The 25,884-nt window shown below is 67.9% G+C and carries 22 protein-coding genes and 1 pseudogene; 6 read left to right on the top strand and 17 right to left on the bottom strand.

Annotated features, from left to right (window positions below):
- Positions 1-20: 20 nt before the first annotated feature.
- The 7 genes from ACZZZN_RS12445 to ACZZZN_RS12415 form a co-directional block, all read right to left on the bottom strand.
- On the bottom strand, positions 21-959 hold the full coding sequence (locus tag ACZZZN_RS12445) for a carbohydrate ABC transporter permease (RefSeq protein WP_463505456.1): 939 nt from the start codon (positions 957-959) through the stop codon (positions 21-23).
- Complete coding sequence (locus ACZZZN_RS12440; RefSeq protein WP_463505455.1) at positions 956-1,417, bottom strand: hypothetical protein; 462 nt, start codon at positions 1,415-1,417, stop codon at positions 956-958. The genes ACZZZN_RS12445 and ACZZZN_RS12440 overlap by 4 nt, the downstream gene beginning before the upstream one ends.
- Positions 1,414-2,673: a glycoside hydrolase family 28 protein gene (locus ACZZZN_RS12435; protein ID WP_463505454.1), complete on the bottom strand. Its 1,260-nt coding sequence runs from the start codon at positions 2,671-2,673 to the stop codon at positions 1,414-1,416. The genes ACZZZN_RS12440 and ACZZZN_RS12435 overlap by 4 nt, the downstream gene beginning before the upstream one ends.
- A gap of 1 nt (position 2,674) precedes the next feature.
- Positions 2,675-4,195, bottom strand: a complete 1,521-nt coding sequence (locus tag ACZZZN_RS12430) for an extracellular solute-binding protein (RefSeq protein ID WP_463505453.1) — start codon at positions 4,193-4,195, stop codon at positions 2,675-2,677.
- Positions 4,192-4,869, bottom strand: coding sequence for a YesL family protein (locus ACZZZN_RS12425; protein WP_463505452.1), 678 nt, complete (start codon positions 4,867-4,869; stop codon positions 4,192-4,194). The genes ACZZZN_RS12430 and ACZZZN_RS12425 overlap by 4 nt, the downstream gene beginning before the upstream one ends.
- Positions 4,869-5,822 carry an ABC transporter permease gene (locus tag ACZZZN_RS12420; RefSeq protein ID WP_463505451.1) on the bottom strand — a complete coding sequence of 318 codons (954 nt, stop codon included), beginning with the start codon at positions 5,820-5,822 and terminating at the stop codon, positions 4,869-4,871. Before ACZZZN_RS12420 ends, ACZZZN_RS12425 begins: the two co-directional genes overlap by 1 nt.
- A gap of 191 nt (positions 5,823-6,013) precedes the next feature.
- Complete coding sequence (locus tag ACZZZN_RS12415) at positions 6,014-7,009, bottom strand: LacI family DNA-binding transcriptional regulator (RefSeq protein ID WP_463505450.1); 996 nt, start codon at positions 7,007-7,009, stop codon at positions 6,014-6,016.
- 150 nt (positions 7,010-7,159) lie between these two features.
- On the opposite strand from ACZZZN_RS12415, the gene ACZZZN_RS12410 reads away from it, so the two are divergent.
- A complete protein-coding gene (locus ACZZZN_RS12410) occupies positions 7,160-8,143 on the top strand; it encodes a M24 family metallopeptidase (RefSeq protein WP_463505449.1) in 984 nt (327 codons plus the stop codon).
- 38 nt (positions 8,144-8,181) lie between these two features.
- On the opposite strand, the gene ACZZZN_RS12405 is transcribed toward ACZZZN_RS12410, so the two are convergent.
- Both ACZZZN_RS12405 and ACZZZN_RS12400 read right to left on the bottom strand, forming a co-directional pair.
- Positions 8,182-9,270, bottom strand: coding sequence for a Gfo/Idh/MocA family protein (locus ACZZZN_RS12405; protein ID WP_463505448.1), 1,089 nt, complete (start codon positions 9,268-9,270; stop codon positions 8,182-8,184).
- 201 nt (positions 9,271-9,471) lie between these two features.
- Complete coding sequence (locus ACZZZN_RS12400) at positions 9,472-10,479, bottom strand: LacI family DNA-binding transcriptional regulator (protein WP_463505447.1); 1,008 nt, start codon at positions 10,477-10,479, stop codon at positions 9,472-9,474.
- A 149-nt stretch (positions 10,480-10,628) separates the two neighbouring features.
- On the opposite strand from ACZZZN_RS12400, the pseudogene ACZZZN_RS12395 reads away from it, so the two are divergent.
- The 4 genes and pseudogenes from ACZZZN_RS12395 (at position 10,629) to rhaS (ending at position 15,330) form a co-directional block, all read left to right on the top strand.
- Positions 10,629-12,157 (top strand): annotated as a pseudogene (locus tag ACZZZN_RS12395) (sugar ABC transporter ATP-binding protein).
- Positions 12,154-13,182, top strand: a complete 1,029-nt coding sequence (locus ACZZZN_RS12390; protein ID WP_463505446.1) for an ABC transporter permease — start codon at positions 12,154-12,156, stop codon at positions 13,180-13,182. The pseudogene ACZZZN_RS12395 and the gene ACZZZN_RS12390 overlap by 4 nt, the downstream one beginning before the upstream one ends.
- Positions 13,179-14,231 (top strand): ABC transporter permease, encoded by a 1,053-nt coding sequence (locus ACZZZN_RS12385; RefSeq protein ID WP_463505445.1) that lies wholly within the window; start codon positions 13,179-13,181, stop codon positions 14,229-14,231. Before ACZZZN_RS12390 ends, ACZZZN_RS12385 begins: the two co-directional genes overlap by 4 nt.
- A 55-nt stretch (positions 14,232-14,286) precedes the next feature.
- Positions 14,287-15,330 carry a rhamnose ABC transporter substrate-binding protein gene (rhaS, locus tag ACZZZN_RS12380; RefSeq protein WP_463505444.1) on the top strand — a complete coding sequence of 348 codons (1,044 nt, stop codon included), beginning with the start codon at positions 14,287-14,289 and terminating at the stop codon, positions 15,328-15,330.
- Between the two features lie 208 nt (positions 15,331-15,538).
- Here rhaS and ACZZZN_RS12375 read toward each other — a convergent pair whose 3' ends face one another.
- The 5 genes from ACZZZN_RS12375 to ACZZZN_RS12355 form a co-directional block, all read right to left on the bottom strand.
- The gene (locus ACZZZN_RS12375) at positions 15,539-16,936 is read right to left on the bottom strand and encodes a rhamnulokinase (protein WP_463505443.1); all 1,398 of its coding nucleotides are present in this window, start codon (positions 16,934-16,936) and stop codon (positions 15,539-15,541) included.
- Positions 16,937-17,132: 196 nt separating this feature from the next.
- Complete coding sequence (locus ACZZZN_RS12370; protein WP_463505442.1) at positions 17,133-19,169, bottom strand: bifunctional aldolase/short-chain dehydrogenase; 2,037 nt, start codon at positions 19,167-19,169, stop codon at positions 17,133-17,135.
- Positions 19,166-20,020, bottom strand: a complete 855-nt coding sequence (locus ACZZZN_RS12365) for an alpha/beta hydrolase (RefSeq protein ID WP_463505441.1) — start codon at positions 20,018-20,020, stop codon at positions 19,166-19,168. Before ACZZZN_RS12365 ends, ACZZZN_RS12370 begins: the two co-directional genes overlap by 4 nt.
- An 87-nt stretch (positions 20,021-20,107) precedes the next feature.
- The gene (gene rhaI / locus ACZZZN_RS12360) at positions 20,108-21,274 is read right to left on the bottom strand and encodes an L-rhamnose isomerase (RefSeq protein ID WP_463505440.1); all 1,167 of its coding nucleotides are present in this window, start codon (positions 21,272-21,274) and stop codon (positions 20,108-20,110) included.
- Positions 21,271-21,672: an L-rhamnose mutarotase gene (locus tag ACZZZN_RS12355; protein WP_463505439.1), complete on the bottom strand. Its 402-nt coding sequence runs from the start codon at positions 21,670-21,672 to the stop codon at positions 21,271-21,273. Before ACZZZN_RS12355 ends, rhaI begins: the two co-directional genes overlap by 4 nt.
- Positions 21,673-21,801: 129 nt before the next feature.
- On the opposite strand from ACZZZN_RS12355, the gene ACZZZN_RS12350 reads away from it, so the two are divergent.
- On the top strand, positions 21,802-22,584 hold the full coding sequence (locus ACZZZN_RS12350; protein ID WP_463505438.1) for a nucleotidyltransferase domain-containing protein: 783 nt from the start codon (positions 21,802-21,804) through the stop codon (positions 22,582-22,584).
- 6 nt (positions 22,585-22,590) lie between these two features.
- Here the strand turns inward: ACZZZN_RS12350 and ACZZZN_RS12345 are convergent, their stop codons facing one another.
- From ACZZZN_RS12345 to ACZZZN_RS12335, 3 genes are all read right to left on the bottom strand, one after another.
- Entirely contained in the window at positions 22,591-23,502 is a 912-nt protein-coding gene (locus ACZZZN_RS12345) for a carbohydrate ABC transporter permease (RefSeq protein WP_463505437.1), read from the bottom strand.
- Entirely contained in the window at positions 23,499-24,422 is a 924-nt protein-coding gene (locus ACZZZN_RS12340; protein WP_463505436.1) for a carbohydrate ABC transporter permease, read from the bottom strand. Before ACZZZN_RS12340 ends, ACZZZN_RS12345 begins: the two co-directional genes overlap by 4 nt.
- Positions 24,423-24,494: 72 nt before the next feature.
- Complete coding sequence (locus ACZZZN_RS12335) at positions 24,495-25,805, bottom strand: ABC transporter substrate-binding protein (RefSeq protein WP_463505435.1); 1,311 nt, start codon at positions 25,803-25,805, stop codon at positions 24,495-24,497.
- Positions 25,806-25,884 lie beyond the last annotated feature (79 nt).

Here is a 25,884-nt window from a genome sequence, read left to right as displayed (position 1 = left end):
AGCCTCACGCGAAGTCGAGGTCAGCCCTTGACCGAGCCGATCAGAGCGCCCTTGACGAAGTAGCGCTGTACGAAGGGGTAGACGAGCAGCATCGGCAGGGTGGCGACGAAGATGACGGCCATCCGCACCGACTGAGCGGGCGGCACGACCTCGACTGCCGCGCCGTCGGCGTTCATGCCGCTGGCCACGATCACGATCTGGCGGAGCAGCACCTGCATCGGCCACAGCTCGGAGCTGTTGATGTAGAGGATCGCGCTCTGGTAGGTGTTCCAGTAGTAGACGGCGTAGAAGAGTCCGATGGTCGCGATCGAGGCCAGCGAGAGCGGCAGCACGATGCGCCAGAACACGCCGAGCTCGCTGCATCCGTCGATGCGTGCCGCCTCTTCGAGACTCTCCGGGATGCCCTGGAAGAAGCTGCGCATGATCACGAAGTTGAACGCGTTGATCGCCACCGGGATGATCAGCGACCACAGCGAGTCGATCAGGCCGAGGTTCTTCACGACGATGAACGTCGGGATCATGCCGCCCGAGAACAGCATCGTGAACAGCACCAGGAAGTTGATCACCCGGCGGCCCTTCAGATGCTTCTTCGACAGGGCGTACGCCATGAACGCCGTCAGGATGAGGCTGATGAGCGTGCCGCCGATCGTGACGATGGCGGAGACCCCGAGAGCGCGGAAGATCGTCGGGGTCGAGAGGATGTACCGATATGCGTCGAGGCTGAAGGTCTCGGGCCACAGGATGAACGGTCGCGTCGCGAGCTCACCCGGCGTCGCCAGCGAACTCGCCAGCACGTTCACGAAGGGCAGCAGACAGGCCAGGGCGAACGCCGTGAGGATCACGGCGTTGACGACCATGAAGACGCGGCGGCCGGGCGTGACCGATCGGCGCTTGCGCGCAGCCTCGCGTACGCGGATCGGAACGGTGGCGTCGTCGACGCGGGGCAGGGTGCTGGTCATGACGAACTCCGAGGGGTTGCGGGGCGCACAGCGAACAGTGCGGCGGAGACGAGGAAGAGGAAGGCGACCGGATACAGCACGAACTGCGTGCCGAACAGGCAGGCGAGTCCCGCGGCGAGGAAGCACAGGCCGGTCGCACGGCGGCGGGGACGCAGCCGGGCGAAGAAGAAGCCGATCGCGGTGCACAGCGCCACCACGATGAACGAGAACCCGAACCACGCGGCCATCGTGTTGAGCACGACGTGGGCGTCGGCATCGGCCAGGTCGAGGCCCGCGGCGCGGAGGGCGGGCACGATCGTCGATCGGAGGGTCGCGTCGTCGCTTCGAGTGATCACCAGCGCGAAGCCGCCCTGCAGCACGGCGGATGCGGCCATGCCGATGCCGGCGACGATGAGCTCGGCTCGGCGCCGGAACGGAGGGGTCATGGTCTCGGCCTCCCGGACCGCCGTGGCCGTCATCGTGCGAGCTCCACGGTGTCGTCGACGAGCAGGTCCGGGCCGACCACTCCGTCGAGGCGCAGACCCGAGATACGCAGTCCGGTGGCGAACTGCGCGTGGATACCCGCCGAGGCCATGGCCGGAACCCCGTCAGCCATCGCCGGGACGGCGGGCTCGGCATCCGGCGCGAACGAGATGCTCACGTGGTCGAGGGAGACATCGTCGAGCGGCGCCTCCGGCAGGCCGCAGATGAAAGCGGCGCACGACTGCACGTTCGTCGCAGTGATGTGCGACAGATGGATGCCGCGGAACCGCGGGGTTCCCGCGTCGACCGGCTGGGGCGTGCGATCCGACACGATCGGCAGCTTGCCGTCGGGGCCGCAGAAGTAGAAGGGGTTGATGACCAGCGGGCACATGACCCGGTCCATCACGATGTTCGACACGCGCACGTCGGCGACGGTGCCGCCGCGACCGCGCCGCGACTTGATGCGGATGCCCCGGTCGGTGCCCTGGAAGACGCAGTTCGAGATGACGACGCCGCGCACGCCGCCCGACATCTCGCTGCCGATCACGACGCCGCCGTGGCCGTGGATCATCGTGCAGTTCGTGATCGCGATGTTCTCGCACGGCACGCGATCGGGTGATCCCTCACTGCCGGCCTTGATCGCGATGCAGTCGTCGCCCACGTCGATGTGGCAGTCGCTGATGCGCACGTTCCGGCACGACTCGGGGTCGATGCCGTCGGTGTTGGGGGAGTCGGGCGGGTTGATGATGCGGATGCCCGTGATCCGCACGTCGTCGCTGAGCAGCGGATGCACGGTCCAGGCGGGGGAGTCCCGCAGCGTCACACCCGCGATCTCGACCCGTGAGCATCCGTGCAGGCCGATCAGGGTGGGACGCGGGTGCGCCAGAGCCCCGGCACGGAACGCGGCCCACCACCAGGCGCCGCCGCCGTCGATCTCGCCGCGGCCGGTGATCGCGACGTCGACGGCATCCTTGGCGTAGATGCACGGGGAGTGGATGGTCGTCGCCGCACCCTCCCAGCGTGCGGCGACCGGCGGGTAGAGGGCGGGGTCGGCCACGAATCGCAGCACGGCCCCCGCCTCGAGGTGGAGCTCCACCCGGGAACGCAGGCGCAGGGCACCGGTCTCGTGCACACCGGGAGTGACGCTCACACGGCCGCCACCCGCGGCGGCTGCCCGATCGATGGCCTCCTGAAGCGCGCGCGTGGTGCGCACGACACTGCTCTCGCTGCTCTGCACCTGCGTTCCGTTCATGTCACTTGCTCTCGGCGTACGAGGCGGTGAACTCCTCGATCATGGTGTCGAGTCCCTGGCTGCCGAGCTTGTCGATCGCGGCCTCGTAGCCGTCCATGTCGATCTGGCCGACCATGTACTTGTTGTACGCGTCGTTCGCGGCCTGCTGGATCGTCGACCAGCTCTGATCGAACGCCGCCGAAGACAGGGGCTGCGTCGGATCGACGATGGCGAACTCGGCGTTCTCGGCGATCTTCTCGTTGCCCTCGTCGACATAGGGTGCGGAGCTCTTGAACGTCGTGACGATGTCAGACGGACGCGACGAGTTGTAGGGCTGCACGTCCTGCTCCCACTTGGCCTGATCGGTGATCGAGACGACGCCGTCGCCGTCGACCGAGTAGTGCTCGCCCTCGATGCCGTTCGTCATCAGTGCGAACGCCTCTTCGTCGAGCAGCTTGTCGATGAACGCGAGGATCGACCTCAGCTCCGTCTCGTCCTTGACCTGCGTGGTCGACAGCGCCAACCATCCGCCGAAGCCGCCGCCCGTGTCCGAGAGGGTGCGACGCGGCACGTCTTCGAAGGTCATGTCGTTGACGAGGGCCCATGCCATGGGAGTGTTCGGGTCGGCGCTCAGGGCGAGGTTCATGTAGTTCTTCGCCTCGAACAGACCCGTCACGACGATTCCGCCCTTGCCCTGTGCGATCGCGTCCTGCTGATTCTGCTTCTGCATCGTCACGAACTCGCCGTTCACCGCGCCCTGTTCGTACAGGCCCCGGTACCACTCCATCGCCTGCTTGAACTCGTCGGTCTGGAAGGACGGGACGACCTCGTCATCATCCGTGACCGCCCAGTTGTTCCCTGCGCCGAAGTGACCTGCCAGCGACTTGAAGCCGAGCTTGAAGCTCTCGAGCCGGTCGATGAAGCCGGTGGTGTCGTTCTGGCCGTTGCCGTCGGGATCCTGCGTCGCGAACGCCACCGCGACCTCGCTGAGCTCCTCGATGGTGTGCGGCGTCTCGAGGCCGAGGTTGTCGAGCCAGTCCTGGCGGATCAGCACTCCGTAGCGGGCCTTCGGCTTCTGGAACGGCACGCCGTACAGGTGGCCGTCGACGCGGGCCGAGGCGATGGTCTGCTCGTCGATCTGCGACAGGTTGGGGAACTCCTCCAGATACTCCTCGACGTCCCAGAACTGACCGGACTTGAGCGCCTGGCGCACCGAGGTGTTGGTGGTGTTCGTGATCGAGGTGATGTCGGCGAGCGTGTCAGAGGCGAGCGCCGCGTTGATCTTCTCGTCCTTCGACGCATCGGGCACCCACTGGAAGTTGAGCTCCGTGCCGGTGTACTCCTCGAGCGCGGTCTGGATCGGACCGTCCGACTCCGGCGTCGTGGGCGTGTGGAGCATCGTCATCCAGGTGACGCTCTCGGCGGGCTCGGCATCGCCTCCGCCGCCTCCCGTCGCTTCGCCCGACGAGCCGCACGCGGTGAGCGCGAGTGCTGCGACGGTGACGGAAGCGACGACGATTCCGAGCCTGGAGTGATTCCTCATTGTGATCTTCCTCTCGCAAGGTGCAGACGGGCCGGCGAGGTCTCGCGCGGCGTGGGGGGTGAGGTCGGTGTCTCTTCGGCGGCGAGCCGGCCGAAGACGGTGCGGGTGACGGCGCCGATCGCGGCGGCGGGGATGCCGATGCCGAAGAGCACGAGGATCGGCAGGGCGAAGGAGGCGAGCAGCCACACGACCGCGACGACGGCGGCGGTGGCGACGATCGTCCAGTGCAGCGAGCCGAGACCGATCAGCAGCGCGGCGGCGATCTGACGGTGGATGCCGCGGATGTCGGTGGCCGCCATCACCGGGAACACGTACGCGGCGATGATGCCGATCACGACGAGCGCCACGACGTTGACGAACTGCAGCAGCCAGCTGGCGCCGGTGAAGATGTTGGTCACGACGATCGCACTGGCGGCGAGGAGGATGCCGCCCATCGCTGTGGTCGGCCAGTAGTGCGCACGCATGTGCCCGATGAACGCGGCCGTGACAGGAGGGGTCTCGCCCCGGCGGAACCAGCCGTCGATGTACGCGGCGACCGCGTACGAGGCGGGTCCGACGCCGAACACGACGAGTCCGAGCGCGGTCGCGGCGACCCAGAGGAGGTTCAGGTACGCCACCCGATAGACGGCCCGGAGGAACAGGTTCAGGCGCATGAACGCCTCGTACGAGAACATCAGTACACCCCTTCCTCGCCGAGCTTCTTCGCGAGCTTGTTGGCGCCGATGACGAGGATGAGCCCCACGAGGCCCTTGAACAGGCCGACGGCGGTCGCGTAGCTGAGCTGGCCGTTCTGGATGCCGGCGGTGTACACGTAGGTGTCGAAGATCTCACCGACCTCGCGGTTGAGCGAGTTCAGCATCAGGAACATGTGCTCGAATCCGAGCTCGAGGAAGTCGCCGATCGCGAGGATGAACATCACGATGATCGTCGGGCGGATCGCCGGGAGCGTGATGTGCCAGGTCTGCAGCCAGCGTCCGGCGCCGTCGAGCTCGGCAGCCTCGTAGAGCTCCATGTCGACGCCGGTCATCGCGGCGAGGTAGATGATCGTGCCCCAGCCGGCGGTCTTCCAGATCTCCTGGATCGTGTACAGCGGTCGCAGCCAGTCGGGATCGGTCAGGAACGGCACCGACTGCATGCCCCAGGATTCCAGCAGCCTGTTGATGCTGCCGCCGTCGGTGGTGAGCAGCACGTAGAAGAGCGAGACGACGATGACCCACGACATGAAGTGCGGCAGATAGATGACCGTCTGGATGCTGCGCTGGAACAGCTTCGAGCGCAGTTCGTTCAGCAGCAGCGCGAGGATGATCGGCACCGGGAACGCGAAGATGAGCAGGAGCAGCGAAACGGTCACCGTGTTGACCAGCAGCATCACGAAGGTGCTCTCGCTGAAGAACCGGATGAAGTGCTCGAAACCGACCCAGGGGCTGCCCGCGATGCCACGGAACGGCGAGTAGTCCTGGAAGGCGATGACGAGGCCGCCCATCGGCACGTACTTGAAGACGATGAAGTACGCGATGCCGGGGATGGCCATGAGATAGAGCGCCCGCTGGCGCCAGATGCTCTGCCACCACGGGCGTTTCCGGTACGTGGCTGGTGCGTGCCCTGCCGTCGCGTCAACGCTCACCATCGGTGCGCCTTCCTGTTCTCGTCATCGAGGTCGGGTGGGGGAGAACGAGAGAAAGCGTTTCCCCGAGTAACCGGTTTCCCGAGATTAGCATGGGTGGCGGGAGTGGACAACAGGCAGTTCTGTGCGATCGTGCTGCCGTGTTCGCGGCGGCGCTTCGCCGAGCCGCGGGCCCCGTGGAACGGTCCCGGGGCTCAGGCCCTGACGGGGCCGGTGCTCGCGCGAACGACGACCTTCGGCGTGAATGTCGCCGACGCGACGGGGTCGCCGCCGGTCAGCAGGGCGTGCATCGCCCCCCAGGCCAGGCGTCCGATCTCGGCGGCCGGCACGGTCGCCGTCGTGAGCGGGGGCGTGGTGTACGCCGCGAACGGGATGTCGTCGAAGCCTGCGATCGAGAGATCCTCGGGCACCCGCAGACCCCGCGTCGTCACCGCGGACAGCAGACCCATCGCGACCAGGTCGTTGAACGCCAGCACAGCGGTCGCGCCGCTCTCGACGACGGCGTCGGCTGCCGCGGCGCCGCTGTCGAAGTCGACGCCGGCGGGGATCTCGACGAACTCGAGATCGCCGTTCCGTTGCGCATCGGCGATCGCCCGCGCGCGGGCCGCGCCCGATGCACTGGCCACGACTCCCGAGAGGAAGGCGATGCGCCGATGCCCGAGGTCGCGCAGGTGCGCGATCAGTTCGGTCATGGCGGCCCCGTAGTCGGCGGCCACGGTCGGCACATCGGCCTGCGGCGGGCGGTTGATCACGACGGCGGGCGCGACCGTCGGCAGCAGTGCCGAAAGATCGCTCTGCGGCAGGCGCGGGGCGCAGAGGATCACTCCGTCGGTGCGACGCCGAGTGGTCGTGGCGAGCGCGACCTCATCGCCGACCTGCTCGGCGGTGTCCGAGATGAGCACGTGGTATCCGTCGGCCGCGGCCGCCCGGCTGAGTCCGTGCAGGATGGCCTGGAACGTGGGGTTCGCGAGATCGGGGATCATGACCGACACCGTCTGCGTCTGCCCGAGCACGAGGCTGCGAGCGAGGGGGTTGGCCGTGTAGCCGAGCTCGGCTGCCGCGGCACGCACTCGTTCGACGAGAACAGGGTCGACAGTCGGGTTGCCGTTCATCGCGCGCGAGACCGTCGAGAGAGAGACCCCGGCGAGCTTCGCGACGTCGGTGATGCCTGCACGGGTGGAGCGTGTCATCAGGATCCCCTCTTCCGCGAATGACGGCGGATGTGGTCATATGTGAGAAAACGTTTGCTAGGAGTTCGCATGGTCGGGTCGCATAAGGATCGTATCGAGAAGCAGGACAGAGTTGCCGGAGTGCGCCGGGGTGCCGGGGCGCCGATCCTGATGACTTCTCACGAGGCGGTGTCGTGGTACCTCGAGGGGGTGCGCACGCATGTGTCGCTCGCGGGCCCGCCGGTGCTGGCGGTGCGGGCGGATTCCGACGGCGACACGCTCTTCGTGGCGGACAACGAGGCGGATCGACTCATCGCCGAGGAGCTGCTGCCGTCGGACGTCGATCGCCTCGTGCGGGTGCCGTGGTGGACTCCGCCGGCGGTCGCAGCGGCGGAGGACCCGGGGTCGGCATCGGCTGTCGGTGAGGCGGCGGTGGCCGCGGAGCTGCGCGCGGCACGGGCTCGGATGCTGCCGGCCGAGACCTCTCGCTACCGCGCGCTCGGGAGCGACGTCGCCCGCACCCTGACGGATGCCCTGGCGAGCGGCATCGGGCCGAGTCGCATCGGTCCGGAGAGCAGCGAGTGGGACGCGGCATCCGTCGTCGCGAGCGGACTCGTGTCGCGTGGCATCGATCCGCTGGTCGTGCTGGTGACGGGCGCGGCGCGGGTGTCGTATCGGCATCCGCTGCCCACTCACGCGCGGCTGGGCGAGCGGGCCATGATCGTGGTGTGCGGGCGCAGGGACGGCCTGATCGCGAACGCCACACGCTGGATCGGCGACGGCGTCGACGACGAGCCGATTCTCGCCGTGGAGCGCGCGTTCCTCGACGCCTCGGCGCCCGGAGTCCGACTCGACGAGGCGTTCGCCGCCGGATGCGCCGCCTACGAGCGCTTCGGCTTCGACTCCCGGGAGTGGCAGCGGCATCACCAGGGCGGTCCGGCAGGCTATGCGGGACGGGATCCCCGGGCCACCGCATCCACCCGCGATCTGCTGGTCGAGAACCAGGCGTTCGCCTGGAACCCGTCCGCGCCCGGGCTCAAGGTCGAGGACACTATGCTGCGCACCGCAGGCGGCTGGGAGGTGCTCACGGTCGATGACCGCTGGCCCTCCGTCGAGTACGAGGGTCTGCGGCGCCCCCTCGCGCGCGGGTACTGAGCCCCGGGCGAAGGACGGTACCGGGATACGGGTCCGGGTCAGACCGCGAAAGCCGCCCCGACTTCGCTGAACAGCGCGCCCGAGCGGGCGGCCCGTTCGACGGTCTCTGTGATGCCCGCGATCGTGGCCAGCGGTGCCTCCCGGTCGACCAGGACGGTGATCTCGGATGCGGGTACGAGTTTCGGACGCGGGGCGCGGCGCACGGCCTCGAGCACCGTCATGAATGCTCCGGCCTCGACCAGCGGGGCCGACAGCGGGATGGCGTGCTCGCGGTGGTCGAGCAGCTGTTCGACGAGATCGGTGCGGCCCGTGTGCACGACCCGTCCGTCCGGGTAGGTCAGGTCGTCGGATGTGTATGCGAACAGCACGTCGGCGTCGCTCGTTCGCACCTCGATCAGCGGGGCCGTCTGCTCGGGGCTCGCGAGCGTCAGGGCGGCAGTGACACGGCGTCCGTCTCGCAGGGTGACCCGAACGCTCGAGGTGTCGTCGGCCTCGATCTCGTTGGCGCGGAACAGCTCGAGCTCGATGCGCTCGACGTCTTCGCGACGGCGCGCTCCCGCGATGCGCAGTGCTGTGGCCACGGCGTGTGCGAGCGGGTTGGTGACGACGCCGTCGACGATGGGGATGCCGTCGAGCAGGCGCTTGCCCGCCCATGCCGAACGCGACCAGTACGCGGTGTCCCGCGACCAGGTCGCCCAGGTCGCGACCGAGGTCGGCGTGCCGAGGGCGGCGAGATCGTCGAGGGCGTGCGATCCGAAGCTCTGGAAGCCGATCTGCACGCTGCGCCCCGCGGTCTGCTCGGCGGCGAGCAGTTCGAGGAACTGCGACATCGTCGCGACGGGAGGCTTCTCGAGGTAGACGTCGGCACCGGCGGCGAGCGCCGCGAGCGCGAGGGAGTGGTGCGTGCCGGTGGGGGTCGCGATGATCACGACGTCGGGGCGCAGGCCGGCGGCGAGGGCGGCATCCAGGCTCGGGTATGCGGGAGCATCCGATCCGAATCCCTCTGCAGGCGCCCCTGCGGGGTCGGCGACGGCGATGAGTCGTGCGCGGTCGGACAGCCGCTCGAGGGTGCGCAGATGCGAGGCGCCGAATCCGCGAGCGCCGACGAGCAGTACGTCATGGATCATCGTGTCCGCCTTCCGGTTGTCTTTCCATCGTAGAGGAAAGCGCTTACCGACGGAAGGATGGACGTCGGTGATGAGCCGACGTCCTCCCGGTCCGGTGCAGATGGCTGCCGAAAACGCGGATGGAGGCCGAGAAAGGGTGTTCTCGGCATCCATCCGTGATCCGGGCAGCCATCTGGGCAGACCGGTGAGCGCGGACGACGATCAGCCTCCGGTCGAGCGCCGCACGATCAGCTCGGGAGGGAACACGGTCTGCCGGGGGATGTTCTCGGGGTCGGCCGCCTCTTCGAGCACGATGCGCAGCGCGGTGCGGCCGATCATGCGGCTGGGCTGGCGGATCGATGACAGCGGCACGGCGGCGGCCGCGGCGAACGGGTTGTCGTCGAACCCGATCAGCGCGATCTCGTCGGGCACGAGCACGCGTCCGCCCGATACGAGCGACTGCAGCAGGCCGAGCGCCAGCAGATCGTTGGCGGCGAACAGAGCATCCGGCCACTCGCGGCGAGGCCGGGTGAGCAGGCGGGTTCCCGCAGCGACGCCCTCTTCGACGGTCATGGCGCCGGTGGGCACGACCTCGAGATCGACATGGACGGATGCGTTCTCGGCGGCGGCGCGGGCTCCGGCGAGACGATCGGTGACCTGGCGGATGTCGAACGGGCCGCCCACGAACGCGATGCGCCGCCGCCCTCCCTCGATCAGGTGCTCGACCGCGAGCCGACCGCCGGCGACGCTGTCGACCGAGACCGAGGAGAAGCCGCTGTCGGCGCTGAACCGGTCGACGAGCACGGTGGCGATGCCGCTGGCGCGGAATCTGCGCAACTGTGTCATCACATCGCCGTAGGGAGCGATGAGCAGGCCGCGAACCTGCTGCTCGCGAAACAGGTCGAGGTAGACCTTCTCGCGCGAAGGGTCGTCGTCGGTGTTGCCGTAGAGGATCGCGATGCCGTGGCTCGACGCCTCATCCTCCGCGCCGCGCACCACGTCGTTGTAGAACGGGTTCTGTCCGTCGAGCACCACGAACCCGACGGTCGTGCTCACGCCGGCTCTGAGCTTGCGGGCAGCGTCATTGCGTACGTATCCGAGCTCGTCGATGGCCTTCGTCACGCGTTCGACCGAGTCGCTGGAGACCTCGTCGGGGCGGTTCAGGACGTTCGAGACGGTGCCGACGGAGACGCCGGCGAGGACGGCGACATCGCGGATGCTGACCGGCATTCTGCTGTCCTCTCGTCCTCGGGCGGATCACGCTTCGGCATCAGGGGTTGACCTGGGACCGGCATCACATACACTAGCCTGAAACGAGCTTGAATCGATTCAGGTAAGTTCATTCCGATCATCATCCCCCTCAACGGAGAGGAAAGCCAGTGGTAGACGCAGCCTCCGCCCGCAGCGCTCCCCCCACCGCGCTCGAGCTGCACCGGGTCGTGAAGTCGTTCGGCCCCGTCGTCGCACTCCGCTCCGGCAGTCTGACGCTCCGCCCCGGTTCCATCCACGCCCTCATCGGCGAGAACGGTGCGGGCAAGTCGACCCTCGTGAAGATCATGGCCGGTCTCTACCGCCGCGATTCCGGCGACTTCCGCCTGCACGGCGAAGACGTCGACTTCACCAGCACGGCCCAGTCGAAGGCCGCCGGCATCGCGGTCATCTACCAGGAGCCGACGCTGTTCCCCGATCTCTCGGTCACGGAGAACATCTTCATGGGTCGCCAGCCCACCGGCTTCCTCGGCCGCATCGATCGCAAGGCGATGCGCACCGAGGTCGACCAGATCTTCCGGCGCCTGGGCGTGACGCTCGACCCCGACCGCATCACCGAAGGTCTGTCGATCGCCGACCAGCAGATCATCGAGATCGCCAAAGCGATCTCGCTCGACGCGAGCGTGCTGATCATGGACGAGCCGACCGCCGCACTCAGCGGCGTCGAGGTCGACCGGCTGTTCGCGGTCGCCCGGAGCCTGCGCGACGAGGGCCGCGCGATCCTCTTCATCTCGCACCGCTTCGACGAGGTCTTCGATCTGTGCGACACGGTCACGGTCATGCGCGACGGGGCATACATCGACACCACCGCCATCGCCGAGACGACGGTCGATGACCTCGTGCGGCAGATGGTCGGCCGCGATGTCACCGAGCTGTTCCCCAAGCAGGTGGCCGCGATCGGCGAACCGCTGCTCGAGGTCACAGGACTCACCCGCCCCGGCGTCTTCCACGACATCTCGTTCACCGTGCGCGCGGGCGAGATCGTCGCGTTGGCCGGCCTCGTCGGTGCCGGTCGCAGCGAGGTCGCCAGAGCCGTCTTCGGCGTCGACCCGTACGACGCGGGAGAGGTGCGGATGCTCGGCACGGGCGTCGCCCGTCGCAACCCGTCCGCGGCGATGCGCAGCGGACTCGCACTGGTGCCCGAGGACCGGCGCAAGCAGGGCCTCGTCATCGACGCCGGCGTCGGGGGAACATCACCCTCGCGATCCGTCGACGCCTCGCGAAGTGGGGCCTGATCACCAGCGGCATCGAGAACCGAGCGGCGAAGGAATGGGCATCGCGCCTCGAGGTCAAGACGCACGCGCTCGACACCGTGGCATCCACGCTCTCGGGCGGGAACCAGCAGAAGGTCGTGCTGGCCAAATGGCTGGCCACCGACCCGCGCGTGCTGATCATCGACGAGCCGACCCGCGGCATCGACGTCGGCACGAAGTCCGAGGTGCACCGGCTGCTGTCGCAGCTGGCGGGTGAGGGGATGGGGATCCTGATGATCTCGTCCGAGCTGCCCGAGGTCCTCGGCATGGCCGACCGAGTGCTCGTCATGCGCGAAGGCCGCATCACCGCGGAGATCTCCCGCGACGACGCCACCAGCGAGAACGTCATGTTCGCCGCCACCCACTCATCGGAGCTGCACGCATGAGCGCCACCACCACAGCATTCGCACCCGCAGCGGCCAAGAAGTCGTTCGGTGGGGTCGGCCGGGCGCGCGAGTTCGGCATCCTGGCGGCGCTCCTGCTCGTAGTGATCGCCGCCACCGCCAAGAACCCGAACTTCCTGTTCAGCTCCGACGGCTGGCGCGACCTGCTGCTGACACCGTCGATCCTCATGCTCGTCGCCGTCGGCCAGGCGATCGTCATCATCACCCGCAACGTCGACCTCTCAGTCGGATCGGTGATGGGGCTGACGGCGTATCTGACCGGGCGCCTGTTCGTCGATGTGCCCGGCATCCCGATCGTGCTCGTCGTCATCGCGGCCGTGCTGCTCGGCGCCTTCCTCGGCCTCGTCAACGGCGCGCTGGTCGCGTTCGCGAAGGTGCCGGCGATGGTGATCACGCTCGGCACGCTGTATGCCTACCGCGGCATCAACGTGCTGTGGACCGGCAGCGATCGCATCAACGCCTCCGACATGCCCAAGGACTTCCTCGCGCTCGGCACACAGCAGATCCTCTTCATCCCGGTGCTCTCGATCATCGCGGTGATCGTGCTCGCCCTCGCCGCCTGGTATCTGCGCAACACCCGCGGCGGCCGCGAGTACTACGCGATCGGATCCGACCCCTCGGCTGCAGAGCTCTACGGACTCAAGGTCACCCGTCGGGTGCTCTCGGCATTCGTCCTCTCGGGTGCGCTCGCAGGGCTCGCCGGCGTCTTCTACGCCGCGCGGTACGGGTCGATCAGCTCGCAGGCCGGCAGCGGCTGGGAGCTGGATGCGGTCGGCGCCGCCGTCATCGGCGGCATCGCGATCACGGGTGGTGTCGGCACCGTCTGGGGTGCGGCGATCGGCGCGATGCTCCTCATGACCATCAACCGCGCGCTGCCGATTCTCGGCATCCCGGACTTCTGGCAGCGCGCCGTCGTCGGCGTGCTCATCATCGGGGCCATCGTGCTCGACCGGGTGCTCGCGGTCAGACAGAGACGCCAGCTCATCGAGGCGAGGGACGAATCATGACCATGACAACGACGACCACGTCGACGCGCGTCATCCGCGATTACGACCGTCCGCTCTGGCGGCGCATCTTCATCAACCGTGAGTTCGCGATCATCGCCCTCCTGGTGCTCGTGACGGTCGTCGCCGCGGCATCGATCCGTGGGTTCGCGCAGCCGATCACCGCGAACTATCTGCTGCTCGACGTCGCACCGATCCTGTTGATCGCCCTGCCGATGGCCCTGGTGATGATCACCGGAGAGATCGATCTCTCGGTCGGATCCATGGTCGGGCTCGCCAGTGTCGTGACCGGCGTGCTCACCGAGTCCGGTGCGCCGTTCGAGGTCGCCGCCCTCGCCGCCCTCCTGGTCGGCGTCGTGGGCGGTGCGTTCAACGGATTTCTCGTGACCACAGTCGGGCTGCCGTCGCTCGCGGTCACGATCGGCACCCTCGCCCTCTTCCGCGGTCTCGCCGTCGGGCTGCTCGGAACCACCGCCGTGACCGACTTCCCCGAGACCTGGACGGCTCTCGCGAAGGCCAAGATCGCGGGAACGACGATCCCGTACATCGTGATCCCGTTCCTGATCCTGCTGGTGCTGTTCGCGGTGCTGCTGCACTTCACGCCGTTCGGTCGGGGCATCTTCGCGATCGGACTCTCGAAGGATGCCGCGCGTTTCTCGGGCGTGAACGTCGAGCGCACGAAGTTCATCCTGTTCGTGCTCTCGGGCGTGGTGGCAGCCTTCGCCGGCATCTTCTACACACTGCGGTTCGGCAGCGCCCGGGGCGACAACGCCACGGGGCTCGAGCTGCAGGTGATCGCGGCCGTCGTGCTCGGCGGGGTCTCGGTCTTCGGCGGCCGGGGGCATCTGCACGGTGTCGTCGCCGCGGTGCTGCTCATCGGGGTGCTGGGCAGCAGCCTGCGCCTCGCCGGCGTCACCTCCGACGTCATCAACATCATCACCGGCGGTCTGCTGATCTTCTCGGTCGTCGCAGCCAGCGTCCTCACCTGGGCGCAGCGCGTGCGTGCGAAGGCCGGTCCGCCCCTCCGCGTAGCAGCCTCTCCCGCACCATGAGGCAGCCTCACATCGCCGGCACCCGCCAGTGGTGATCATCACGAAAGGAAGAACAATGACGTTTGCACGTAAGAAGATCGCGGGGTTCGCGGCTGTCGCCGTGGCCGCCGCGCTCGTGCTGACCGGCTGCGCTGACACCAGCGGCGGCTCCGGCGGCTCGGGCTCTGAGGGTGAGGGCGGATCCGACAACCTCGCCATCACGTTCCTGCCCAAGAACCTCGGCAACCCGTACTTCGACACCTCGAGCGAGGGCGGCAAGACCGCCGTCGACGAGTTCGGCGGCACGTTCGCCGAGGTAGGCCCGGCGGAGGCGACGCCCGACGCCCAGGTCAGCTACATCAACACCGCGACGCAGCAGGCTGTCGGCGCGCTCGTCGTCTCGGCCAACGACCCGAAGGCGATCTGCGACGCCCTGAACGAGGCGCGTGACGCCGGCGTCAAGGTCGTCACCTTCGACTCCGACACCAACCCCGAATGCCGCGACCTGTTCATCAACCAGGCCGACTCCGAGGGCATCGCCAAGGTGCAGGTCGACCTGATCGCCGACCAGATCGGCGGAGCGGGCGAGGTCGCGATCCTGTCGGCATCCGCCAACGCGACCAACCAGAACGCCTGGATCGACCTGATGAAGGAGTACGTGGCCACCGAGTACCCCGACATCACGATCGTCGAGACCGTCTACGGCGACGACGACGACCAGACGTCGTTCGACAAGACCGCAGCTCTGCTGCAGAGCCACCCGAACCTGAAGGGCATCATCTCGCCCACGACGGTCGGCATCGCTGCTGCGGCACGCTACGTCTCGACCTCGGACTACAAGGGCAAGGTCGCGATCACCGGGCTCGGCACGCCGAACCAGATGCGCGAGTACGTCGAAGACGGCACCGTCACCGCGTTCGCGCTGTGGAACCCGGCCGACCTCGGCTACCTGGCAGCGTTCGCATCGAAGGCGCTGATCGAGGGCGACATCACCGGCGAAGAGGGCGACACGTTCGAGGCGGGCGAGCTCGGCGAGTACGAGGTCGGCGCTGACGGCGTGGTGCTGCTCGGCGACCCGTTCGAGTTCAACGCAGACAACATCGGAGAGTTCGACTTCTGAGTCGGGCCGTCCGTGAGGGGCGTCGGGGCTTCGGCTCCGGCGCCCCTTTCGTGTGTCCGCGGGCTGCGCTGGCTGCCGCTCCGGTGCGGATGGCTGCCGGTCCGGTGCAGATGGCTGCCGAAAACACGGATGGATGCCGAGAAAGGGTGTTCTCGGCATCCATCCGTGATCCGGGCAGCCATCTGGGCAGACCGTGGGGGACTTCGGGTCAGCGCGGGTCGAAGCGCTCGGGCTCGTGGGTCGCGGCGACGAGCGCGCGCAGCTCTTCGAGAGACCCCGATGCGGCACCGAGTGCCCGCGCCTGCACGAGCACGTTGCCGAGAGCGGTCGCTTCGACGGGGCCGGCCAACACCGGAAGACCGGTGCGATCGGCCGTCGCCTGGCACAGCAGGCGGTTCAGCGAGCCGCCGCCGACGAGGTGGATGCTGTCGAGCTCGCGTCCCGACAGATCGGATGCCGTCTGCACCGCATCGGCGAACGCCGTCGCGATCGACTCGACGATCGACCGGGCGAAGGCGGGTCGCGTCGACGGGGCCTCCGAGCCGAGCACCGCCGCGATGCGCGCGGGCATGTCTCCCGGTGCGCTGAGCGACGAGTCGTTCGCGTCGAAGACCGGCACGTCGTCGGTGACCGCGGATGCCGCAGCGAGCAGCTCCGGCAGGTCGATCGACGATCCGTCTTCGTCCTCCCAGGCGCGCACGGTCTCGCTCAGCAGCCAGAGCCCCGTCACGTTGTGCAGGAAGCGGAAGCGCCGGTCGACGCCGAGTTCGTGCGTGAAGTTCGCCTCGCGCGCAGCATCCGTCAGCACCGGGTCGGTCAGCTCGACGCCGACCAGGCCCCAGGTGCCGCACGAGATGTAGGCCGAGTGCGGCGTCGACAGGGGAGCGGCGACGACAGCGGATGCCGTGTCGTGCGAGCCGACCGCGATGACGGGCAGTTCCTTGCCGATGCGCGCGGCCAGATCGGAGCGAAGCACACCGATCGTCTCACCGGGATCGACGAGAGTCGGCAGGATGCCAGACGGGATGCCGAGGCGTTCGGCCAGCTCCGCATCCCACTCGCCGGATTCGACGCCGAGCAGGCCGGTGGTCGACGCGTTGGTGCGCTCGGCGACAGCCGTTCCGGTGAGCAGGAAAGCGATGAGGTCGGGGATCAGCAGTGCGGTGTCGGCATCGCTGAGGTGGGCGTCGACGCGGTACTGGTAGAGCGTGTTGAACGGGAGGAACTGGAGCCCGTTGCGCCCGTACAGCTCGGCGAACGGAGCGATCGCATGCACCTCGGAGACCCCGCGCGTCGAGCGATCATCCCGGTAGTGGAACGGCTCGGCGAGCAGCTCGCCGTCTTTCAGCAGGCCGTAATCGACGGCCCACGAGTCGATGCCGATGCTCTCGATGCCCGGCTCGCGGCGCACGGCCTCGGCGAGACCTGCGACGACATGCTCGTAGAGCGCGCCGAAGTCCCAGTGCAGGCCGTCTTCGCGCTCGACGGGCCCGTTCGGGAACCGCGAGACGAGTTCGAGATCGAGCCGGCCGTCGCCGATCCGGCCGATCATGACGCGCCCGCTGGTCGCCCCGAGGTCGACGGCGGCGACGGACCGCACGGTCACGAGCTGCTCCGGGGGCTCGCCGTGTCCCGGTCGTTGAGCGAGCACGGCGAAGCCGAGCGAGACGAAACGCGGTGTCGATGCGTTCGACGCCAGTCACCGCGTTTCGTCTCGCTCCGTTCGCTCAACGACCGGTGGTGGATGTCCCGGTCGTTGAGCGAGGAGCGCAGCGATGAGACGGAACGCTCTCGCGTCACCGTCATCGCAGGAACGCCGCGGCGACGCCGGAGTCGACGGGGATGTGCAGACCCGTGGTGCGGCTGAGCTCGGGGCCCGTCAACACGTACACGGCATCCGCCACGTTCTCGGGAACGACCTCGCGCTTGAGGATCGTGCGGTTGGCGTAGAACTGACCGAGGTCCTCTTCGGCGACGCCGTAGGTGGCCGCGCGGTTCGCGCCCCAGCCCGAGGCGAAGATGCCCGAGCCGCGCACGACGCCGTCGGGGTTGATGCCGTTGACTCGGATGCCGAACTCGCCGAGCTCGACCGCGAGCAGTCGCACCTGGTGTGCCTGGTCGGCCTTCGTCGCCGAGTAGGCGATGTTGTTCGGGCCGGCGAAGACTGAGTTCTTCGACGAGATGTAGATGATGTCGCCGCCGAGCTTCTGGTCGATCAGCACGCGGGCTGCGGCCTTCGACACGAGGAACGACCCCTTGGCCATGACGTCGTGCTGCAGGTCCCAGTCCTTCTCGGTGGTCTCGAGCAGCGGCTTCGACAGCGAGAGGCCGGCGTTGTTGACGACGAGGTCGACGCCGCCGAACGCGAGCACGGCGTCGTTCAGCGCGGCCTGGATGGCATCCGCGTCGGCGACATTCGCCGCGACGCCGATCGCGACGTCGGTGTTTCCGAGCTCGGCCGCAGCGGCCTGGGCCTTCTCGAGATCGAGGTCGGCGATGACGACGCAGGCGCCCTCGGCCGCGAGACGGGTGGCGATGGCCTTGCCGATGCCGCTGGCGGCTCCCGTCACGAAGGCGATGCGGCCCTGGTGCGACTTCGGCTTCGGCATGCGCTGCAGCTTGGCCTCCTCCAGCGCCCAGTACTCGATGTTGAACTTCTCGGCGTCGGAGATGGGGGAGTACGTCGACAGCGCCTCGGCGCCGCGCATCACGTTGATCGCGTTGACGTAGAACTCGCCGGCGACGCGGGCGGTCTGCTTGTTCGCGCCGTACGAGAACATGCCGATGCCGGGCACGAGCACGATGAGCGGGTCGGCGCCGCGGATCGCGGGCGACTCGCTCGTCGCGTGCGCGTCGTAGTAGGCCTGGTAGTCGGCGCGGTACTCGGTGTGCAGCTCGTGCAAGCGGGCGATCTGCTCGTCGGCGGAGGCCGTGACGGGCAGGTCGAGGATCAGCGGCTTGACCTTGGTGCGCAGGAAGTGGTCGGGGCAGCTGGTGCCGAGAGCCGCGAGCTCGGGCGCGCGGTCGGAGGCCAGGAAGTCGAGCACGACGTCGGAGTCGGTGAAGTGGCCCACCATCGGCTTGTCGGTCGAGGCGATGCCACGGATGGTGCCGGCGAGGGCGGCCGCGCGCTCGCGCCGTTCGGTCTCGGGAAGTGCCTCGAAGCCGGAGCGGACGCCACCGAACGGGTCGGCCTTGCCGTTCGCCTCGATGTAGGAGGCGGCGGTGTCGATGATCCACAGCGAGTTGGCCTCGGCATCCTCCGACGTGTCGCCCCAGGCCGTGATGCCGTGGCCGCCGAGGATCGTGCCGATCGCCTGCGGGTTCTGTGCCTTGATCGCGGCGATGTCGAGTCCGAGCTGGAAGCCGGGACGGCGCCAGGGCACCCACACGACCTTGTCGCCGAAGATCTTCGCGGTCAGCGCTTCGCCGTCGGCCGCGGTCGCGATCGCGATGCCCGAGTCGGGGTGCAGGTGGTCGACGTGTGCGGCGTCGACGAGTCCGTGCATCGCGGTGTCGATCGACGGAGCCGCGCCGCCCTTGCCGTGCAGGCAGTAGTCGAACGCGGCGACCATCTCGTCTTCGCGGTCAAGGCCCGGGTAGACGTCGACGAGAGCGCGTATGCGGTCGAGACGCAGCACGGCGAGACCCTGCTCCTTCAAGGTGCCCAGGTCGCCGCCGGAGCCCTTGACCCACATCAGCTCGACCGGCTGACCCGTGACGGGGTCGGTCTCGGTGCCCTTCGCCGACGTGTTGCCGCCGGCGTAGTTGGTGTTCTTGGGGTCGGCGCCCAGGCGGTTCGACCGCTCGATGAGGGCGGCGGCGGTGGGGTTGGTCATGGCTGTTCCTTGTTCTCGGGAGACGTGGCGAGGATGCGGCGGGCGAAGCGGTCGATCGATGCTGTCGCCGCTGCGAGATCAGGCTTGTTGAGGTGACCGTGGCGGGTGCCCGGCTCGGTGGAGATGTCGAGGTCGATGCCCGCGTCACGCAGTGAGGCACCGAACGCCTCACCCGAGACGCGCAGCTCGTCGATCTCGTCGTTGATCATGATCGTGGCGGGGAAGTTCTGCAGCTCATCGACGGATGCCGTGCCTGGCACCGCGTAGACCTCGGCCGCATCGACGGTGCCGCCGAGGTAGTTCTCGTACATGACGCGCACGGGGTCGGGCCCGAAGGTGTCGGCCTCCGGATCCGCGTCGAGAGCGGAACGAAGTGCGGCATCCGGCCCACCCTGCACCGCGTGCAGCGTCGGGTAGGCGAGCACCGCGAGCGCCGGGACGGGACCCGAGCCGTGGCTGAGACGGAGCGCCGCACCGGTGGCGAGGTTGCCGCCGGCGCTGGCTCCGCCGATCGACCAGGGGCCGTCGGCGAGACCCGACGTGACCGCCCAGCGGAACGCGTGCTCGACCTCGTCGGAGGCGACCGGGTAGTGCACGCCGTCGCGCTCGGGCGCGCCGGCGGCGACCGCCCAGGTGCGAGGGAAGGGCGCCAGGGCGTAGTCGACCGACACGACGACGATCCCGCGTTCGGCGAAGCGCTGCGCGACCCAGTCGGCTTCGGGCATGTCGATCTCGCCGGCGGCGAATCCTCCGCCATGCGCCCAGACGAGGCCGGGGCCCGCAGGCCTCTCCGGCTCGTACACGCGCACCCGTAGCGGGCCGTGCGGTCCGTCGAGCATCTGGTCGCTCACAGCATCCGTCCTTCTGTCGTGGGGCGTCGGGATGCGGGGATCGGCTCCCGCATCCCGACGGGTCTCATGATGTCGACCGGGGAGCGCTCAGGCGCCCCAACCGGCCTGCACGCCGCCGACGCGCTCGGCGGCGATCTTCTGCTGGTAGCCCGACTCGGCGTAGGCCGTCATCGGGTCGGCCGGCAGGCCGCGGCTTTCGCGCCACTCGGCGAGCGCCGGGCGCACGTCGGTGTAGAAGGCGTCCATGAACACGGCGTTCGCGGCGAGCACGTCGCCCGACTTCTGCGCGGCGGTCAGGGCTTCGCGGTCGACGATCAGGGCGCGGGCCGTCATCTCCTGCACGTTGAGCACCGAGCGGATCTGCCCGGGGATCTTGTCCTCGACGTTGTGGCACTGGTCGAGCATGAACGCCACGTCGGGGTTGTTGAGGCCTCCGCCGCGCACGACCTCGAACAGGATCCGGAACAGCTGGAACGGGTCTGCCGCGCCGACGATGAGGTCGTCGTCGGCGTAGAAGCGCGAGTTGAAGTCGAACGAGCCGAGCTTGCCGAGGCGCAGCAGCTGCATGACGATGAACTCGATGTTGGTGCCGGGGGCGTGGTGACCGGTGTCGAGGCACACCATCGCCTTGTCGCCGAGGGACGACACCTGGGCGTACGACGTGCCCCAGTCGGGAACATCGGTGTGGTAGAAAGCCGGCTCGAAGAACTTGTACTCGAGCACGAGGCGCTGGTCGTCGCCGAGGCGCGCGTAGATCTGCTGCAGCGACTCCTGCAGGCGGTCCTGGCGGCCACGCAGGTCGGCCTGGCCGGGGTAGTTCGAGCCCTCTGCGAGCCAGATCTTCAGGTCGCGGCTGCCCGTGGCATCCATCACGTCGATGCAGGCGAGGTGGTGGTCGATCGCCTTCTGGCGGATCGCCGCGTCTTCGTGGGTGAGGGCGCCGAACTTGTAGTCGTCGTCCTGGAACGTGTTCGAGTTGATCGTGCCCAGGGTGACGCCGAGGTCTTCGGCATGCTTGCGCAGGTCGGAGTACGAGTCGACGAGGTCCCATGGGATGTGCAGCGCGACCGACGGAGCGAGTGCGGTGTATTTGTTGACCTGTGCGGCGTCGGCGATCTTCTCCCACGGGTCGCGCGGGGTGCCGGGGGTGCCGAACACCTTGAAGCGGGTGCCGGAGTTGCCGAACGCCCAGCTGGGGAGCTCGATGCCCTGCTGCTCGAGAGCTGCGAGGTTGTCGGACGAGAGGATGCTCATGAGGCGCTGCCTTCGGTGTCGTTGCGGTTGTCTGTGTCGGATGCTGCGGAGTCGCCGGCGTCGGCGAGCTGGTCTTCGAGGTTGAACACCTCGGTGAGTGTGGCGGCCGCCTGGTCGGGACGCCCGTCGAGGCCGACGAAGAAGCGGCCCATCTCGGCCTCCCAGCGGGCGGCGACCGGAGATGCGGCGAGGTACGCCTGCGCCGCGTCGTCATCGTCGACCTCGTAGTAGCCGAACAGCGTGCCCCCCTCGGCGAGAAAGATCGAGTAGTTGCGGCGACCGGCGGCAGCGATCTCGGCCAGCATCTCCGGCCAGACCGGTGAATGGCGGTCGAGGTACTCGTCGAGAAGCTCGGGTCGCACCTGCAGGCGGAAGCTCACTCGGGTGGGTGTTGTCATCGTCGACGACTCCTGGGTTGGTTTATGAATCGTTTCAAGTGTATGGACGCGGTCGCGTTCGCGCAAGCGCGCCGCGCGGGCTTGTATCGTTTCATCCACAAATGTCGTCACCGACGCGAAGGAGCGGGTGTGGAGCATCAGGAACGGGCGTTGAGCGCCTACGTCGAGCAGGTCTCGCAGGACGCGGATGTCGTGGGGGTCGTGCTCGTCGGCTCCGTCGCCCACGGGACCGAACGCGAGGGGTCGGATGTCGACGTGTATCTCGTGGTGACCGAGGAGGCTTTCGCCCGTGCGGCCGCCGAGGATCGCTGGGCATGGATCGATCGCGTCGGCATCGACTACCCGGGGTCGTACATCGACGTCAAGCTCGCCGATCTCGACTACCTGCGCACGGCCGCCGATCGCGGCGACGACCCGACCAGGGCGTCTTTCGTCGACGCGCGCGTGGCGTTCAGCCGCAGCGACGAACTGGCGGGGCTCGTCGACGCGATCAGCGTGCTCGGTGACGATGTCTGGGCCGAGCGCATCCGCTCGCATGTCGCGCAGGCCCACCTGTACGGTGGCTACTTCCTCCGCCAGGCCGAAGAGCGGGAAGACCCGTTCCTGCTGCAGCACGCGACCACGCATCTCACGCTGGCGGCGGCGCGGGCAGCCCTCGCGGCCGCGCGAACGCTGATGCCCGGACCCAAGTACATCCATGCCCTGGTGCGCGAGGTGCCGACACCTGTGGGCTTCGTCGAGGCGTGGGACCGGGCGCTCGAGACACCCGGCACCGAGTCGGGCGATGCGCTGATCGCCCGACTGGATCAGTGGCTCGGCGCGGGACAGACGCGGGACGAGTCGCTCTCGATCTTCATCCGTGACAACGAGCTGGCCTGGCTCCGAGGGACGATCCCCGCGGAGTTCTTCTGATGCCACTCAGCCCTTCACCGCCCCACTGGTCATTCCTGCGACGATCTGCCGGTTGAAGAAGATGTACATCACCAGCGGGGGGATGGTGATGAGCAGGATGTTCATGAACAGCAGGTTCCACTGATTCAGCGACTGGCTCTGGAAGTTGTACAGCGTGAGCTGCACGGTCGCGTTCGCGTCGCCGGGCAGGAAGTACAGCGGTCCGGTGAAGTCGTTGAACACGGCGACGGACTGCACGACGACGACGGTCACGGCGACCGGCTTCAGCAGCGGCATCACGACCTGGAAGAAGAGGCGGATGGGCCCTGCTCCGTCGATGACCGCCGCTTCGTCGAGCTCTCGCGGGATGGTCGAGATGAACGCCCGGAACAGCAGGATGCAGAAACTCAAGCCGAACGTGGCCTCGATGAGGATCATGCCGGGCATGGTCTTGAACAGCCCGATGCCCTGGAGCACCCAGATGGTCGGCACCACCGCGGGCGGCACGATCAGCCCCGCCAACACGAACACGTTGATCACGTGGTTCCAGCGGGACTTTCGTCGCTGCAGGATGTACCCGACCATCGCCGCGAACACCACCATGATCGCGACGCTCGCGACCGTGAGGACGGTGGAGTTGATGAACGCCGTCACCAGCATCCAGTCCCTGGTCTGCAGCACGGTGACGATGTTCTCCCAGAGGAACCAGCCCTGCGCCGGGAGCGAGAACTCGAAGAGCGCCGCCTCCTGGGGATTCTTCACCGCGGTCAGGAAGATGAACGCGAACGGCACGATGAACACGATGATCGAGGCGAGGATCGCGACGATCCCGATCAGATAGCGCGTGACGAACAGCCTGGGGGTGAGAGGGCGGCGGTCCGCCCGCCGGATCTTCGCCTTCGACGATCCGGCGGTCGTGATGGTGCGAGTGAGCGTCATTGCTCCACCTGCCTCTTGTTCAGGATGTATTGGATGGGCACGACGATCGCGGTCACCACGAGGAAGAGCACGACGTTGCCGGCGGTCGAGAGCCCGTAGAAGCCGGCCTGGTACTGCTTGTAGATCACCGAGGCGATCACGTCGCTGGTGAAGCCGGGGCCGCCCTTGGTCATGGCCCAGATCAGCTCGAACGAACGAAGACCGCCGATCAGCGAGAGCAGGATCACGGTCGCGGTGGCGGGCTGCACCAGCGGGAGCGTGATGTTCCTGAACCGCTGCCATGCGCTCGCTCCGTCGACCTTCGCCGCCTCGAAGTACTCCTGCGGGATGGCGACGAGGCCGGCGATGAAGATCAGGGTGGCGATACCCACGCCCTTCCAGACGTCGACGAGCGCGACCGACAGCAGCGCCCATGCGGGATCGGTGAGCCATCCGGGGCCGGTGATTCCGACGGTCTCGAGCGTCTGGTTGATGAGTCCGTCGAACGGGTCCATCAGCACCTTGAACGTGATGCCGATGCCGACGGTCGAGACGAGCACGGGGAAGAAGATCGTCGAGCGCAGGTATCCGCGCCCGAGGATCGATCCGGTCAGCAGCAGCGCGAGCGCCAGGCCGAGGACGACCTTGAGCGCAGAGGTGACGAAGCCGTAGACGAACGTGTTGACGAAGCCCTGCACGAGCATCGGCTCGGTGAAGAACTGCGCGTAGTTGTCGAATCCGATGAACTCGATGTCGAACAGCGACCAGCGGGTGAGGCTGAAGTAGAACGAGGCGAACGTCGGTATCGCGAAGAGGACGATGTACAGCACGGCCGACGGGATGTAGAACCAGGTCGGATACGAGCTGCTGAGTCCTCGGCGTCCGCGCGAGTTCTTCGCGGCGGACGCGGCGGTGGTGGGTGGCGTGGCGAGTGCGGTCATGGTCTCTCCGTCGAGTCGGGGATCCCGGGATGCGGATGCTCGGCGCACCCGCATCCCGGAATCAGCGCGTGATCACCAGCCGTCGAGGCCGAGCTGCTGAGCCTGCTTCTTGACGTCCTCGTCGTAGAGGGCGGCCGCGTCGTCCGCGCCGCGGATGCCGCTGCCGACCTCGACCGTGATGTTCTCGAGGTTCGGGCCCTTGATGGGGGAGAGGAACTCCAGCGCGGGGTTCGTCCGCTCCTCGTCGAAGTACACCTGCATGTCGGTGAGCAGGCCGGGCACGTCGGCCGGCAGCTCGCACGTGCTGATCGCGTACGGTCCCGAGGGGACCATGGCCGTGTTCTGCACGTCGCAGCCGGCGGGCGAGTTGATGAAGGCGATGAACGACTTCGCCGCCGCGAGCTGATCGCCCTCGGTGGTCTTCGGGATGTACACGCCGTTCGGCAGCCACACCGTGAGCTTGGTGTCGTCGGCATCCGCGGCTGGCAGCGCGAAGACGCCGATGTCGTCGAGATCGTCGGGGAAGTTCTGCTGGAAGGTCGACACGATGCCGGTCAGGATCGGGTAGTGCGCGCCCTCGCCGGTCGCGACCATCCGCGCACCGTCGTCGTACAGCGCCGAGGCGAAGTCCTCGTTCCACCAGCCCTTCTCGAAGCCCTCCTGCTGGTTCGCGAATCCCGCCAGCGCGGGCTCGTCGACGTACTTGCGCTCGCCGGCGGTGTAGCCCTCGGCCCAGTCGGCATCCTGCGCGAGCACGTTGCCGAAGTCGCCGAGGATGAACAGCTGGCTGGTCCAGGTGTCGCCGTAGGTCTGGATGACGGGCGCGATGCCCGCGGCCTTGATGGCCTCGTTGTTCGCGGCGAACTCGGACCAGGTCGTGGGGACGGTGAGCCCCAGATCGGCGTAGATCTTCTTGTTGTAGACGACGGCGCCGGCCTGCGTGGCGCCGAAGGGGGCGCCGTACACGCCGTTCTCGGTCGAGACCACCGCGGCCATGTTGTCCTGCATGTCGCCCACCCAGTCCTGGTCGTCGAGGGCGACGAGGTTCTGGTCGGGGTTCAGCGCCTGGAAGAGCGAACCGGAGTTGTACCAGAACACATCGGCCATCTCGCCGGTGGCGAGTTTCGTCTTCATCAGGTTGTCGCCCTCGGTGCCGGCGGGTTGGGATTCGACCTTGACGGTGATGTCGGGGTTCTCGTCTTCGAAGGCGGCGATCATGGCCTCGGCCGATTCGACGTTCGTGCCCGAGTTGGGCACGAGGAAGGTGATCTCGGTCGTGCCGTCTCCGCCGCCGCCACCGGAACTGCAAGCGGCGAGGGGGAGTGCGAGAGCGGCGACGCCTGCTGCGGCGACGAGAACTCTCCGGGTGCGGGTGATGTTCATCCTTTACCTCTCTGTAAAAGCTGGACTCCGGACGCGTCCTCATCGTCGAGGGCCGGTGCGGCCGAATGGCGTTGAATCC

The organism is Microbacterium sp. AC145 (assembly GCF_979258505.1).
Note: the sequence above shows the minus strand (reverse complement) of the source record. Positions and strands in the feature narration are given on the sequence as shown.